11 protein-coding genes are annotated in these 13,374 nt (G+C 73.1%); 8 read left to right on the top strand and 3 right to left on the bottom strand.

Features of this window, described 5'->3' with window-relative positions; genetic code table 11:
- The first annotated feature begins 62 nt into the window (after positions 1-62).
- A complete protein-coding gene (locus BLV05_RS28200) occupies positions 63-1,199 on the top strand; it encodes a mandelate racemase/muconate lactonizing enzyme family protein (RefSeq protein ID WP_046769671.1) in 1,137 nt (378 codons plus the stop codon).
- Here BLV05_RS28200 and BLV05_RS28195 read toward each other — a convergent pair.
- The gene (locus tag BLV05_RS28195; protein WP_046769670.1) at positions 1,188-2,084 is read right to left on the bottom strand and encodes an alpha/beta fold hydrolase; all 897 of its coding nucleotides are present in this window, start codon (positions 2,082-2,084) and stop codon (positions 1,188-1,190) included. The two genes, BLV05_RS28200 and BLV05_RS28195, sit on opposite strands and share 12 nt — an antisense overlap.
- Before the next feature lie 157 nt (positions 2,085-2,241).
- Between BLV05_RS28195 and BLV05_RS37890 the strand changes: the two genes are divergently transcribed.
- Complete coding sequence (locus tag BLV05_RS37890; protein ID WP_046769669.1) at positions 2,242-3,870, top strand: helix-turn-helix transcriptional regulator; 1,629 nt, start codon at positions 2,242-2,244, stop codon at positions 3,868-3,870.
- 5 nt (positions 3,871-3,875) lie between these two features.
- Here the strand turns inward: BLV05_RS37890 and BLV05_RS28185 are convergent, their stop codons facing one another.
- Both BLV05_RS28185 and BLV05_RS28180 read right to left on the bottom strand, forming a co-directional pair.
- Entirely contained in the window at positions 3,876-5,024 is a 1,149-nt protein-coding gene (locus tag BLV05_RS28185) for an acyl-CoA dehydrogenase family protein (protein ID WP_052762612.1), read from the bottom strand.
- 553 nt (positions 5,025-5,577) lie between these two features.
- Positions 5,578-6,765: a serine hydrolase domain-containing protein gene (locus BLV05_RS28180; protein ID WP_046769668.1), complete on the bottom strand. Its 1,188-nt coding sequence runs from the start codon at positions 6,763-6,765 to the stop codon at positions 5,578-5,580.
- 174 nt (positions 6,766-6,939) lie between these two features.
- On the opposite strand from BLV05_RS28180, the gene BLV05_RS28175 reads away from it, so the two are divergent.
- The 6 genes from BLV05_RS28175 to BLV05_RS28150 all read left to right on the top strand — a co-directional run bounded on the left by BLV05_RS28175 (position 6,940) and on the right by BLV05_RS28150 (position 13,365).
- A complete protein-coding gene (locus BLV05_RS28175) occupies positions 6,940-7,752 on the top strand; it encodes an NAD(P)-dependent oxidoreductase (RefSeq protein WP_046769685.1) in 813 nt (270 codons plus the stop codon).
- 87 nt (positions 7,753-7,839) lie between these two features.
- The gene (locus BLV05_RS28170; RefSeq protein WP_046769684.1) at positions 7,840-8,826 is read left to right on the top strand and encodes an ABC transporter permease; all 987 of its coding nucleotides are present in this window, start codon (positions 7,840-7,842) and stop codon (positions 8,824-8,826) included.
- Positions 8,823-9,722, top strand: coding sequence for an ABC transporter permease (locus BLV05_RS28165; protein WP_082155350.1), 900 nt, complete (start codon positions 8,823-8,825; stop codon positions 9,720-9,722). The genes BLV05_RS28170 and BLV05_RS28165 overlap by 4 nt, the downstream gene beginning before the upstream one ends.
- A 24-nt stretch (positions 9,723-9,746) precedes the next feature.
- The gene (locus tag BLV05_RS28160; RefSeq protein WP_046769667.1) at positions 9,747-10,724 is read left to right on the top strand and encodes an ABC transporter ATP-binding protein; all 978 of its coding nucleotides are present in this window, start codon (positions 9,747-9,749) and stop codon (positions 10,722-10,724) included.
- The gene (locus BLV05_RS28155; protein WP_046769666.1) at positions 10,721-11,761 is read left to right on the top strand and encodes an ABC transporter ATP-binding protein; all 1,041 of its coding nucleotides are present in this window, start codon (positions 10,721-10,723) and stop codon (positions 11,759-11,761) included. Before BLV05_RS28160 ends, BLV05_RS28155 begins: the two co-directional genes overlap by 4 nt.
- Positions 11,758-13,365, top strand: a complete 1,608-nt coding sequence (locus BLV05_RS28150) for an ABC transporter substrate-binding protein (RefSeq protein WP_046769665.1) — start codon at positions 11,758-11,760, stop codon at positions 13,363-13,365. Before BLV05_RS28155 ends, BLV05_RS28150 begins: the two co-directional genes overlap by 4 nt.
- Positions 13,366-13,374 lie beyond the last annotated feature (9 nt).

Raw genomic sequence — 13,374 nt, 5'->3', positions numbered from 1 at the left:
GGCTGGATCCCGTCGGCGTTGATTGCGGTCATATTGCAGATCTCTCATCTATATTGTGTGGCATGCGCATCACCGAGGTCGAGACCTTCGCGTTGAAGGTCCCCATCGACGACACCTCGGCGGACACCGGTTACGGCGTCCGCGGCCCGCGGAACACGTTGTACTCGCCGCGCCGGGAGACGCTGCTGGTCCGCGTGACCGCGGAGGACGGCACCACCGGGTGGGGCGAAGGTCTCGCGCCCGTGGCGCCCGAGGTGGTCGCCGGCCTCGTCGACGTCCTGCTCGGGCCGGTCCTGATCGGGATGGACGCGACCAGGCCGCGTCCCACCCGGTCGCTGCTCGCCGACCTGATGCGAGTGCGCGGCCATCTCGTCGGTCATCAGGCCGACGCGCTGGCCGCGGTCGACACCGCGCTGTGGGACCTCGCCGGACGCATCGCCGGCTGCAGCGTCGCGCAGCTGCTCGGGGGCGCGTTCCGGACCGAGGTGCCGGCGTACGTCTCCGGCGTCGAGGGCGCCACCGACGACGAGCGGGCGGACCAGGCGCGGGAGTGGGTCACGCGTGGGGCACAGGCGGTGAAGCTGCATCTCGGCGGCGGTGTCGAGACCGACCTGGCCACCGTCGACGCCGTCATGGCGGCGGCGCCGTCGCTGCGGGTCGCCGTCGACGCCCACTGGGCGTACTCGGTGACGGACGCGCTGCGCCTCGCGCGCGGGCTGGAAGAGCGCGGCGGCTGGTTCCTGGAGGCGCCGCTCGCGCCCGAGGACCTGGGCGCCCACGCGTTCCTCGTCGATCACGTCGCTCTTCCGATCGCGATCGGTGAGCCGTTGCGCAATCGCTACGAGTTCGCGCAGTGGCTGGACGCGCCGGCGTTGCGCATTGCCCAGCCCGACTGCGGCCGAACCGGCATCAGCGAGACGATGGTGATCGCCGACCTCTGCGCCACCAGGAACGTTCCGCTCGCCCCGCATCACTCCGTCGGACTCGGCGTCGCCGTGGCCACCGGGCTGCAGGTCGCGGCCGCGGTCGAGCAGTTCGCCGTGTTCGAGTACCAGGTGGCGACCATGCAGGTCGCGTCGTCCATCCTGATCGACCCGATCCGGTTCGATCCGAGCGGGTTCACGCTGCCGGACGGACCCGGCCTGGGCGTCGAGGTGGACGTCGACGCCGTCCGCCGGCTGGCGAGCTCAAGCCGGTAGCGCGGGTTCGAGCCCCGGCCGCAGGCCGATGATCGTGCCGAGCACGTCGAGGAAGGCGTCCGGCCGGTCCAGCGGCGGGTCGTCGCCGGCGTGGTCGATGACGTGGAGCGGCCAGCCGTAGCGGCGGGCGGCGGCCTCGGCGGCGGCGACCGGTGTGGCCAGGTCGTGCCGGCCCCAGACGAGCGTGACCGGCACCTGGATCGCGGCGAGCACGGACTCCGGGATCGGGGTGTCGAACAGGGCGGACAGCGAGCCCGTCGCCGCCTGGAAGCGGGGCGTGCGGGCGAGCTCGACGGCGTACTCGGCGTAGCGGGTCCAGCGCCGGCCGAGGCGGTGCCGGGTCCGGTCGAGATCGAAGGCGCAGAAGTCCATCAGCCGGTCGAGCGTGGCCAGGTTGGGCGTCTCCAGGAAGCGGCTTGCGGCCAGCTCGAACCGGGCATCGGGCTCGAACGGCACCAGGCCGGTGGTGTCGACGAGCACCAGGCCGGCTAGTCGCCGCGGGTGGCCGGCGGCGTACCGGGCCGCGATCGAGCCGCCGGTGACCCGGCCGACCAGGACGGGCGGCTCCGAGCAGGTCGCCGCGATCAGGTCGTCGAGCCACCGATCCATCCAGCCGGGGTCGACGGCGGCGTACCGCATCGCGGACGCGCCGTGGCCGGGCAGGTCCGGCGCGATCACGTGCACGGCCCGGGCGAGCTCGCCGAGCACCGGCAGCCAGGTGCCGGCCAGCTCACCCGCTCCGTGCAGCAGGATGACGGGACGCCCGTCACCGCCGTCGAGCACGGCGGCCGGCGTGCCCGCGAGGGTCTGGCGCCGGTCGCTGACGCCGATCTCGGCCAGCAGCCGCTCGCGCGCCGGCGCCAGCGGGTCGGGTGCCGCGTCCATGAGCCCCTCCGTCCTTCGGGTCTTCGGCGGAACGCTAGGAGAACCCCCGCGCCGATGACGTCGGGCATCCGACCCAGGAACGCGAAATGGGCAGTTCTGCGTACGGCGGGCGGATCGGGGTTCGTGGCACAGTGGGTGCGCAGAAGGACCAGGAGACGTGAACGAAGCCAGAGACCTGTCCGAACGCGGCCGCGCCGCCTTCGCCGCACGCGTGTGGGACGAGGCGTTCGCGCTCCTGTCGGCGGCCGACCGGGCCGGTCACCTGGAACCGTCCGACCTGGACCGGCTGGCGACGGCCGCCTATCTGGTGGGTCGCGACGACGAGTCCCAGGACATCGCGGCGCGATCGTTCCGCGGCTGGCTGCGCAGCGGCGACTCCGCCCGAGCGGTGCGGCGGGCGTTCTGGCTCGGCCTGCACCTCCTGCTGGACGGCGACGAGACCCGCGGCCAGGCCTGGCTGGCCCGCGCCGCCGAACTGCTCCCCGCGGACGGCGGCGAACCCGAGCGCGGGTACCTGCTGACGCCGGAAGCGCTGCACCGTCTCGACGAGGGCGACGCCGCGGCCTCGCACGCCATCTCCGCCGAGGTGCTCGCGATCGGCGAACGTCACGACGATCTCGACCTGGTCGCGCTGGGCCGGCTGGGCGTCGGGCAGGCGCTCGTCGAGCTGGGCGAGGTCGGCCGCGGCGTGGCGGCGCTCGACGAGGTGATGGTCGCCGTCACGACCGACGACGTCTCGCCGCAGCTGGCCGGCATCGTCTACTGCGCGGTGATCGAGACCTGCCAGCGGGTGCTCGACGTGCGGCGCGCCCGGGAGTGGACGGCCGCCCTGACCCGCTGGTGCGACGCCCAGCCGGGCCTGGTGCCGTACCGCGGTCAGTGTCTGGTCCACCGGGCCGAGATCATGCGGCTGCACGGCGAGTGGTCCGGGGCGCTGGACGAAGCGCGCTCCGCCTGCGGCTTCCTGGACGGGTCGGCGGCGGCCGGGGCGGCGTACTACCAGCTGGCGGAGTTGCGCCGGCTCCGTGGCGAGTTCGCCGACGCGGAGGACGGCTACCGGGCGGCGAGCCGCTGGGTGGCCGATCCGCAACCCGGCATCGCGCTGCTCCGGCTGGCGCAGGGCCGGGTGGACGCCGCCGCCGCTGCGAGCCGTCGTGCCCTCGAGGCCGCCCATGGCCGCGCCGACCGGTCCCGGCTGCTCGGCGCGCACGCTCAGATCATGCTGGCGTGCGGCGACGTCGGTGCCGCCCGCGCCGCCGCCGACGAGCTCCGGGTCATCGACGAGGTGTTCGCGGCGCCGCTGCTGCACGCTCAGGCCGAGCAGGCCGACGGGGCGTGCCTCCTGGCCGAGGGCGACGCCGCCACCGCGCTGGGCGTCCTGCGGCGGGCCTGGGCGGTGTGGCAGGACCTCGATGCGCCGTACGAGGCCGCCCTGGTGCGGGTGCTGATCGCTCAGGCGCACCGGCTGCTCGGCGAACCCGAACCCGCCGAGATGGAGCTCGAGACCGCCGCCTGGATGTTCGACCAGCTCGGCGCCGGGCCCGACGCGCGCCGGGCTCGTGCGCTGTCCGAGCGTGCCGCCGCCCGAGGCGCCGGCGGCCTGACCCGTCGTGAGGTCGAGGTGCTGCGCCTCGTCGCGACCGGCATGACCAACCGCGCCGTCGCCACCGAGCTCTTCCTCAGCGAGCGAACCGTCGCCCGGCACGTCAGCAACATCTTCACCAAGCTGGACGTATCGTCGCGCAGCGCGGCGACCGCCTACGCCTACCAGCACGGACTCGTCTGAGCGGATCAGAGGAAGGGGACGTCGAGCGGCTGGCCCGCCATCGCGGCGCCGACGTTGGTGAGGGTGTCGGGCTTGAGCAGGAAGTGCTGGGCGATGACCTGCACGTCACGCAGGCGGCGTTGCACCGGGCTGTCGGTGTAGACGGCGCTCCCGCCGGCCAGGCGGAACGCCACCGTGGCCGTCTCGGCCGCCGTCGCCGTCGCCCAGGCGGCCGCTCCGCGCGAGCGGGCCACCAGTCCGTCGGGGAACGCCGCGGACGCCTCGGCGGTGGCCCACAGTTCCGCGGCGCAGTCCCACACCAGGCACCTGGCGGCACGCAGGGCGGCGTCGGCCTGCGCGAGCTGGTGTTGGAAGTGCCGGTTGGCGGCCAGCGTCCGGCTGTCGAAGAGCGGGACCTTGTCCGTCGCCAGGGCGAGGACGTCGTCCAGGGCGCCCCGGGCGGCGCCCAGCGCGACGGCGGCGAACCCCAGGGCGTACAGGGACGGCAGCGGGATCCGGCTGATCGGGACGTCGACGGCTGGCCGGGCGCCGAACGTCGGGAAGGTGCGATCGGCGACCACGACGACGCCGTCGGCGCGGAAGTGGTGGCTGGCCGTCCCGCGCATCCCGGCGGCGTGCCAGGTGTCCTCGATGTCGACCTGGTCGGGGGAGAACAGGACGGTGCGCAGCTCGGCGGGGTTGTCGGCCGCGCGGGTGACGCCGTAGATCCAGTCGGCGTAGACGCACCCGCTGGCGAAGGCCCACCGCCCGTCGATCCGGTAGCCCCCGGTGGTCTCGGTGGCGGTGCCGCCGGGGCTGAGCGTCCCGGCGATGATCCGGCCGGGACGATCGAACAGCTCGTCGAAGGTGGCTCGCGGGAGCCCGGTCAGGTCGAGCCAGGCGCCGGCGCCGATGGCCACGCACCACGCCGTCGAGGCGTCGGCCTGGGCAACCGCGTCGTACACGTCCAGCGCCGAGGCGAGCGATGCGCCGAGACCACCGTGCGTCGGCGGGAGCAGGACACGGAAGCAGCCGGCCTCGCGCAGTTCGTCGAGCAGGCCGGCGGGGAGCCGGCGAGCGGCCTCCGTCTCACCGGCCCGGGCGGCGATCTCGGGCGCGAGCGCTCGCACCCGCTCGAGCACGCCCTGAACGTCCGTCTCGGTCTGGTCGGTCATGGCTCGACGCTAGGGAGCGCGCCCGCACGGTCGCATCGGGCGAAATGACCATTCGGCTAGGCAGCCTCCGCACGCGTAGGCGCGGCGAGCCCCACAGCGACGATGGATCACTGCGCCGGCTGGGTGGCAGCACTGTTGTTTGCACGACAGCAACGCCACCCACCGCTGGGCGGCATGGGCGGGTTTGTGCTGCTCTGGCGACAACAACACCGCCATGATCATGATTCTCACGTGGACGATCACCGATGTCGGCACCCCAGAGACGTTCACCGCCGCCCGGACCCTCATGATCATCCAGGTTTCGGGGCGTCATCACAGCCTGTTGCGCTTTCGGCGGTCGACGCGCTGGAGCCGGACATCTTCCTGCCCGCGTCACGCGCCGACGGCCCGGTGCCGCCCTTGGCAAGGCTGGTCGTCGTGTCGGCGCCCGATATGCCCGGCCTGGTGCGGCGACCAGGCTAGCCAAGGCGGTCGGGCGTCGCGGCGAGAACGGCGGCCGCCGAAGATTTCTTCGGCAACGCCCGCACCGCCCGCCCTTCCGCAACAGGCTCCATCACACCCTGGAACCTGGATGATCATGAGATACGACGCGGCGCAGGGTGTCGACGATGTGGGTGGCGCGGTCGTCGTCCTCGCCGGCTTCGAGCTGGTTGGTGAGGAAGGCGAACCCGATGCCGGTGGTGGGGTCGGCGAAGGAGACCTGGCCGCCGGCGCCGTCGTGTCCGAACCCGGCGGGGGTGAGGTAGCGCCGCGCGGACGAGTCGAGCTGGAAGCCCATGCCCCACCGCGGCCACGGTGGCAGCACGTCGAGCACGGGCGGGTCGTCGGTCTGGACCTCGACCGCGCGCGTCACCGTCGCGTCGTCGAGCAGGCGCACGCCGTCCGTGGTGGTGACGGTCGCGGACCAGATCGTCGCGAGCGCGCGGGCGGTGGCGACGACGCCCGCGCCGGGGTTCTCCGCCGCCTGGACGCGGTGGTCGTTGAAGCCGTCGGCGAGGTCGGGCGGGAAGGCGCCGCCCAGCGTCAGCCCGAGGTGCGGCCAGTCCGGCACCCCTGGGGCGCGGTCGCGTGCTCGCTCGGCCACCAGGCGGGTGAGCGACGGGCCGACGTGCAGGTGTGCGACGCGGTCGCGTTCCTGCGGGGGCAGGCCGAGCCAGGTGTCGGCGCACAGCGGAGCGGTGACCGTCTCGGCGAGGAACTGACCAGGGGATCGCCCGGTGACCCGGCGGATGATCTCGCCGACGAGCCAGCCGTGGGTGAGGGCGTGGTAGGCGTGGCCGGTGCCCGGTTCCCACAGCGGCTCCTGCTCGGCCAGGGCGGTCGTCATCGTCGCCCAGTCGGTCAGGTCGGCGCGGGTGAAGGCGCGTCTGGGCGCCGAGAGACCGGCGCGGTGCGCCAGGACGTGGCGGACGAGCACGCCGGACTTGCCCGCCTGCGCGAACTCGGGCCAGTAGGCGGCGACCGGTGCGTCGTAGTCGAGGCGGCCGTCCTGGACCAGCCGGGCCGCGAGGATCGACATCAGCCCCTTGGTGCAGGAGAAGACGACCGACGTGGTGTCCTGCCGCCACGGCCGTCCGGCGCGGTGGTCGGCGGCGCCGCCCCACAGGTCCACCACCACCTCGCCGTGCTGCCGGACGGCGAGGGCGGCGCCCATGCGGGGCTTGCCCTCGAAGGCGGCGGCGAACGCGTGGCGCAGGTCCTCGAAGCCCGCGGCGGTGTGCCCGTCGACGGACGAGGTCATGCGAGGTCGCGGGCGCAGTGCGCGCGCAAGGTGGTGAGCACCAGCCAAGCCTAGGCCCGTTCTGGAGCCCTCGGCCGAGCCGTCCGGCTGAGCCGGAGCAAGGATGGGCCTTTCCTGGTGTACGCCGGTATGCGATGGTGTCCGACCACGTGCCGCAAGCAGGAGAGGGCTTCGATGGAACTCGCGCATGACGTCGTCCGGCTGGGGTTCGTCGGAATGGGCGAGGCCGCCGGAGCGATCGCCGCCGGCCTGCCCGCGTCCGCCGTCGCGCTGTGCGCGTTCGACGCGCGGGCCGACGACCAGGCCGTGCGGGAGCGGGCCGCCGCCGGCGGCGTCACCCTGGTCGCAACACCGGCGGAGCTGGCCGAACGCTGCGACGTCATCATCGCGCTCACCAGCGGCTCGTCCGCCGTGGCGGTGGCGGAGGGGCTCGCCGGGGAGCTGCGGCCCGAGCACGTCTACGCCGACTGGAACTCCGCGAGCCCGCACACCAAGCGGCGGGTGGCGGCGGTGGTCGAACCCACCGGCGCCCGGTTCGCCGACGGGGCCGTCATGGCGGCGGTGCCCGCACACGGCCATCGGGTACCGGTGCTGCTCAGCGGCGACGGGGCCGGCGAGCTGCACGGCCACGGCGAGCGGCTGGGCATGAACCTGCGCGTCGTCGGCCCCCAGCCGGGACAGGCGGCGGCGATCAAGATGCTGCGCAGCCTGATCGTCAAGGGCCTGGAGTCGCTGGTGGTCGAGTGTGCCGCGGCCGCCGAGTACTACGGGGTCGAGGACGAGGTGCTGCGCTCGCTCGACGGCACACCGGACACGTCGGACTGGCGGGCGCTGTCGGCCTACCTGCAGGCCAGGGTGCGTGCGCACGGACAGCGCCGGGCCGGCGAGCTCGACGAGGTGGCGCGGACGCTGGCCGACGCCGGGGTGGAGCCGTGGCTGGCCGAGGCGGCGGCGCGGCGCATGCGGTGGGCCGCCGAGACCTCTTGACGCTCCGAACGCGGCGTCGTACGCTGCCGCATACTTCGGTATGCAATGGTCTACGAAGGCCCACCGCCAGGCGAGAGCGAGGTGTTCATGCTCCGCTTCACCGCACGCCGGCTCCTGCACGCGATCCCGCTGCTCTTCGGCGTCGTGACGCTGATGTTCTTCCTGCTCCAGCTCGCGCCCGGAGACCCCATCCAGGCGCTCATCGGCGACTACCCGGCCACGCCGGAGTACATCGCTCAGGTCACCGAGGCGTACGGGCTCGACCAGCCGCTGCTGGTGCGCTACTGGGAGTACCTGCAACAGATCTTCACGCTGAACCTCGGTGAGTCGCTGGCCGGCCGGGTCCCGGTGGCCGACCTCATCGCCGACCGGCTCGGCAACACGCTCATCCTGACCGTCACCGCGATGACGTTCGCCGCGATCGTCGGCGTGGCCGTGGGCGTCTGGGCCGGGGTGTCCCGCTCGCGGTGGCTCGACCACCTGGTCACCGGCGTGGCCGTCGGCTCGCTCTCGATCCCGATGTTCTGGCTCGGCCAGATGCTGGTGCTGATCTTCGCGATCAAGTGGTCGGTGCTGCCGTCCCAGGGCATGTACTCCACCCGCTCGACCGCCGAGGGTCTCGACCGGCTGCCCGACCTGCTCTCGCACCTGCTGCTGCCGGCGCTGGTGCTGGCGATGCGCGAGATCGGCGTCGTGGCGCGCATCGTCCGGACGAGCGTGCACGACACCCTGACGCTGCCGTACGTGGAGACCGCGCGGGCCAAGGGCTTCAGCCGGGCGACGATCATCCGCCGCCACGTGGTGCGCAACTCGCTGCTCCCCGCGGTCACCGTCATCGGCTACAACTTCGGCTTCGTGCTGGCCGGGTCGGTGCTGGTCGAGACGGTGTTCGGCTGGCCGGGCATGGGCCAGCTGCTCTACGAGTCGATCCGCAACCGCGACAACGCGGTGACCATCGGCGTCGTCCTGCTCATCGCCGTCGCCGTGGTGCTGGTGAACCTGCTCACCGACCTCGTCTACGGCCTCGTCGACCCGCGGATCCGGGTCGGCGCCGGCACGGGAGGCCGCGCATGAGCGTCGAAGCAGACGTCGTCACGGGCGCCCGGCGGTGGAGGCCGAACCGGCGGCGGCCGGCCGCCCCCGGAGGCCGGCAGGTCGTGCGCCGCTTCCTCGGCCATCCGCCGGCGGTGGTCGGGCTGGGCATCCTGATCGTCGTCGCGCTGGTCGCCATCGCCGCCGACTGGATCGCGCCGTACGACCCGCAGGCGGTCTCGCAGGAGCTGCTGGCGCCGCCCAGCGGCGAGCACCTGCTGGGCACCGACACCGTCGGCCGCGACATCCTCTCGCAGATCATCCACGGCGGCCGCGTCTCGCTGATCGTCGCGCTGGTCACCGGGCTCGGCACGCTGCTGATCGGCGCGCTGGTGGGCGCGGTCGCCGGCTTCTACGGCGGCCGGGTCGACGCCGTGCTGATGCGGATCGCCGAGGTCTTCCAGGTCATCCCGAGCTTCGCGCTGGCACTGATCATCGTCGCGGTGCTCGGCGCCAACCTCGCCTACATCTGCGCCGCCCTTGTGATGGCGCTGTGGCCCCAGATGGCCAGGCTGGTGCGCGGTGAGGTCCTGCGGATCATGACGACGGACATGGTCGCCGCCGCCCGCACGGTGGGCCACTCCAACCGGCGGATCATCGTCTCCGACGTCCTGCCCAACGCCATGCCGCCGCTGATCGTGCAGGCGACCATCGACGTGGGCAGCGCGATCCTGCTCCAGGCCGGCCTCGCGTTCCTCGGCCTGGGCGACCCGACCAACCTCAGCTGGGGCGACATCCTCCAGCAGGCCCAGCGCGACCTGTCCGCGTGGTGGATGAGCGTGCCGGCCGGCGTCGTGATCTTCCTCGTCGTCCTCGCCGCGAACTTCGTCGGCGACGGACTCAACCGCGCGCTGCGGCCGACGAGCAGCCACCTCTGACACCCCGACGACCAGGAGCAGGCGATGAGCACAGGACTCGCGGTTCGCGACTTCTCGGTCGCGCTGAAGACCCCTGCCGGGGTGATCAGGCCGGTCGACGAGGTGAGCATCGAGGTGCGGCCGGCCCAGCGCGTCGCGCTGGTCGGCGAGAGCGGCTGCGGCAAGTCGATGACGCTACGCGGCATCCTGCGGTTCATCCCGCCGTCGGTGCTCGACGGCGTCAGCGGCGAGGCCAGCTACGACGGGGTGAACCTCGCCGGGCTGGACGACCGGAAGCTGCGCGACTACCGCGGCCGCCGCATCGCGATGGTGTTCCAGGACGCGCTCGCCCGGCTCAACCCGACGATGACCGTCGGCCGGCAGGTCGAGGAGGTGCTCGCGATCCGGGACCGGCGCGAGCGCGAGACGCAGGTGACGGCGCTGTTCCGCTCCGTCGGGCTGGACAGCTCGCCCGCGTTCCGCCGCCGCTACCCGCACGAGCTCAGCGGCGGCATGCGCCAGCGCGTGCTCATCGCGATCGCGCTGGCCGGCGACCCCGAGCTGCTGGTGGCCGACGAGCCGACGACGGCGCTCGACGTCACGGTGCAGGCGCAGATCCTCGACACCATCACCGACGTGGTCCGCGCCCGCGGCATGGCGCTGCTGGTGGTGACGCACGACCTCGGCGTGGTCTCCGAGACCTGCGAGTACGTGTACGTGATGTACGCCGGGCAGATCGTGGAGTCGGGCCCGGTCGACGCCGTCTTCGACGCGCCCGCCCACCCCTACACCCAGGGCCTGCTGGCCTGCGTCCTCGACGTCGACGATCCGGTCGAGCAGCGGGTGCGCACCATCCCTGGGGTCGTCCCGCCGCCGGGGAGCGTCACGGCCGGCTGCCGGTTCCGGTCGCGCTGCCCGGCCGCCCACGACCGCTGCGCCACCGACCCGCCGGTCGTGCCGATCGGCCCGGACCGGACCGCCCGCTGCTGGCTGCCGGCCGACACCGCGGGGGAGGCACAGTGACCGGCGAACCCGTGCTCAGCCTGACCGGCGTGAGCAAGAGCTACGGCGTCCGCCGCGGCATCCTGTCCCGCGGGCCCAGCCAGGCGCTCGCCGTCGACGGCGTCGACCTGCAGCTGCACCGGGCCCGGATGCTCGGGCTGGTGGGCGAGAGCGGGTGCGGCAAGAGCACCACCGCACGGGTGGCGCTGGGCCTGCTGCGACCCGACGCCGGGACGGTCGCGCTGCACGGCCGGCCCATCGACCAGCTGAGCCGGCGCGACTACCGGCGCGACTTCCGGCCCAAGGTGCAGGCGGTCTTCCAGGACCCCGGCTCGGCGCTCAACCCGCGCAAGAGCGTCTTCGAGACGCTGCGCAGCGCGATGGCGCTCTACGGCCGCACGACCCGCGACTCCGCCCAGGACGACGTGGCCGGGCTGCTGGACCAGGTGGGGCTGCAGCCGGGGCGGCAGTTCCTGGCCCGGCGCCCGCACGAGCTCAGCGGCGGCCAGCTGCAGCGGGTCGGCATCGCCCGGGCGCTGGCGGTCGAGCCCGACGTGATCATCGCCGACGAGCCGGTCTCCGCGCTGGACGTGTCCATCCGCGGCCAGATCCTCAACCTGCTCGCCGACATCCGCGCCGAGCGCGGCATCAGCGTCCTGCTGATCACGCACGACCTGTCTGTGGTCGCGTCGACCGCCCAGGACGTCGCGGTCATGTACCTCGGCCGCATCGTCGAGCAGGGGCCGACCGAACGGATCTTCCGGTCGCCCCGGCACCCGTACACCCAGGCCCTGCTGGCCGCGACCCCGCGGATCCGGCGGGGCGGCGGATCCGCGCCGTCCCGGCGCACGCTCGCCGGCGACCCGCCGTCAGCGCTCGCCCCGCCGAGCGGCTGCCGGTTCCACCCGCGCTGCCCCTTCGCCATGGAGGTCTGCGCGACCGTCGACCCCCCGTTGCTGCCGGTCCCGGACCACGGGCTGGCCGCGTGTCATCTGCTGTCCGAGCCCTCGGCTCATGACCGCCGCACCGTCGGTGCGGCAGAAAGCGACAGATCATGACCATCACGTTCGCGCGGCGGGCCGGCATCGTGCCGGCCATCGCGGCCGCGGCGCTGCTGCTGGCCTCCTGCGGCGGCTCCGACACCGACTCCGCCGGTGGCGGCAGCGGCGGCGAGGAGACCACGTTCGTCACCGGGCTGGCCAGCCAGCCGGAGATGCTGGTGCGCAGCTTCACCTCCGACGCCCTCACCGCCACCGTCGGCCTGGCCGTCGGGGAGGGCCTCGTGCGCACCACGAAGGACAAGGACGTCGTGCCGGCGCTGGCGGAGTCGTGGGACATCTCCGCCGACGGCCTGACGTACACGTTCCACCTGCGCCAGGGCGTCACCTGGCACGACGGCGAGCCGTTCACGTCGGCCGACGTCCTGTTCAGCTTCCAGGAGGTGCTGCCGCTGTCGCCGACCGGCGCCGTGCTGACCAGCACCATCGCCTCCGTCGCGGCGCCGGACGACGCGACCGTCGTCGTCACGCTGCAGCAGCCGCTGGCGCCGCTGCTGCTGGCGCTCGGGCCGCAGGACTTCAGCATCCAGCCCGAGCACATCTACGCGGGCACCGACCTGCTGACGAACCCGAACAACCGCGCTCCGGTGGGCACCGGGCCCTACGTCTTCGACGGCTGGAGCGGCGACACCATCACGCTGACGGCCAACCAGGACTACTGGGACGGCGCGCCGGCCATCGACCGGCTGATCTACAAGGTGATCCCGGACAGCAACTCGCGCGCCAACGCGCTCGTCAACGGCGAGATCGACTACATCAACAAGTTCGACGTCGACGACACCATCGTCAAGGCCCTGGAGGGCAACGACGAGATCACCCTGCAGAACGGCCGGGTCTCGGCGACGTTCATGACGATGTGGCTCAACCAGAGCCAGGAGCCGCTGCAGGACCCGGAGGTGCGCAAGGCGCTGTTGATGGCGCTGGACCGCGACCTGATGTCGAGGTCGGCCGACCCGGAGTTCACCGAGCCTGCGGCCGGGTCGTTCCCGACGGGGCTCTGGGCCACCGACGCCGACGTCGACTACCTCGACACCTACGGCTACGACCCCGACGCGGCTGCCGCGCTGCTCGACGACGCGGGGTACCCGCAGCAGGGCGACGGGCCCCGGTTCAGCGTCCAGCTCCGCTACGTGCCCACCCAGCCGTACACCCAGGCGCTGGCCGCGATCATCGCCGACAACTGGCGGGCCATCGGAGTCGAGACCGAGCCGCTCCAGGACGAGGCGACGGTGAACAGCGACGCGGTCTTCGTGCAGCAGGACTTCGGCGCGAACCTGCTCTCGCTCGACACGCGCCCGGACCCGGAGTTCGGCATCGGGCGGGTCTACAAGTGCAACCCGAGCAAGCTGGCGTTCAACAACCCGACCGGCTACTGCAACGAGGAGCTGGACGCGCTGTTCGCCGAGGCCGCGCGCACCCAGGAGCAGGCGCAGCGGGCCGAGATCTACGGCCAGGCGCAGGAGCTCATCGCCGAAGAACTGCCGGCACTCACCCTCCTGCAGGCCGACCAGCCCGACGCGATCCGGTCGAGCTTCGGCGGCATCGACGAGTTCCTGTCCGGCGCGCTCTCGGGCGACCTCACCTGGAGTGCGCTGGAACCGTGACGAACAGGC

It is taken from the genome of Jiangella alkaliphila (assembly GCF_900105925.1).
GTDB classification, from domain to species: domain Bacteria; phylum Actinomycetota; class Actinomycetes; order Jiangellales; family Jiangellaceae; genus Jiangella; species Jiangella alkaliphila.
This window is presented reverse-complemented; position numbering and strand designations above follow the sequence as displayed.

Bases quoted from the DNA above. Each gene is read 5' to 3' on its own strand.
- BLV05_RS28200 (WP_046769671.1), top strand. From the start codon at position 63: ATGCGCATCACCGAGGTCGAGACCTTCGCGTTGAAGGTCCCCATCGAC.
- BLV05_RS28195 (WP_046769670.1), bottom strand. From the start codon at position 2,084: ATGGACGCGGCACCCGACCCGCTGGCGCCGGCGCGCGAGCGGCTGCTG.
- BLV05_RS28185 (WP_052762612.1), bottom strand. From the start codon at position 5,024: ATGACCGACCAGACCGAGACGGACGTTCAGGGCGTGCTCGAGCGGGTG.
- BLV05_RS28180 (WP_046769668.1), bottom strand. From the start codon at position 6,765: ATGACCTCGTCCGTCGACGGGCACACCGCCGCGGGCTTCGAGGACCTG.
- BLV05_RS28175 (WP_046769685.1), top strand. From the start codon at position 6,940: ATGGAACTCGCGCATGACGTCGTCCGGCTGGGGTTCGTCGGAATGGGC.
- BLV05_RS28170 (WP_046769684.1), top strand. From the start codon at position 7,840: ATGCTCCGCTTCACCGCACGCCGGCTCCTGCACGCGATCCCGCTGCTC.
- BLV05_RS28165 (WP_082155350.1), top strand. From the start codon at position 8,823: ATGAGCGTCGAAGCAGACGTCGTCACGGGCGCCCGGCGGTGGAGGCCG.
- BLV05_RS28160 (WP_046769667.1), top strand. From the start codon at position 9,747: ATGAGCACAGGACTCGCGGTTCGCGACTTCTCGGTCGCGCTGAAGACC.
- BLV05_RS28150 (WP_046769665.1), top strand. From the start codon at position 11,758: ATGACCATCACGTTCGCGCGGCGGGCCGGCATCGTGCCGGCCATCGCG.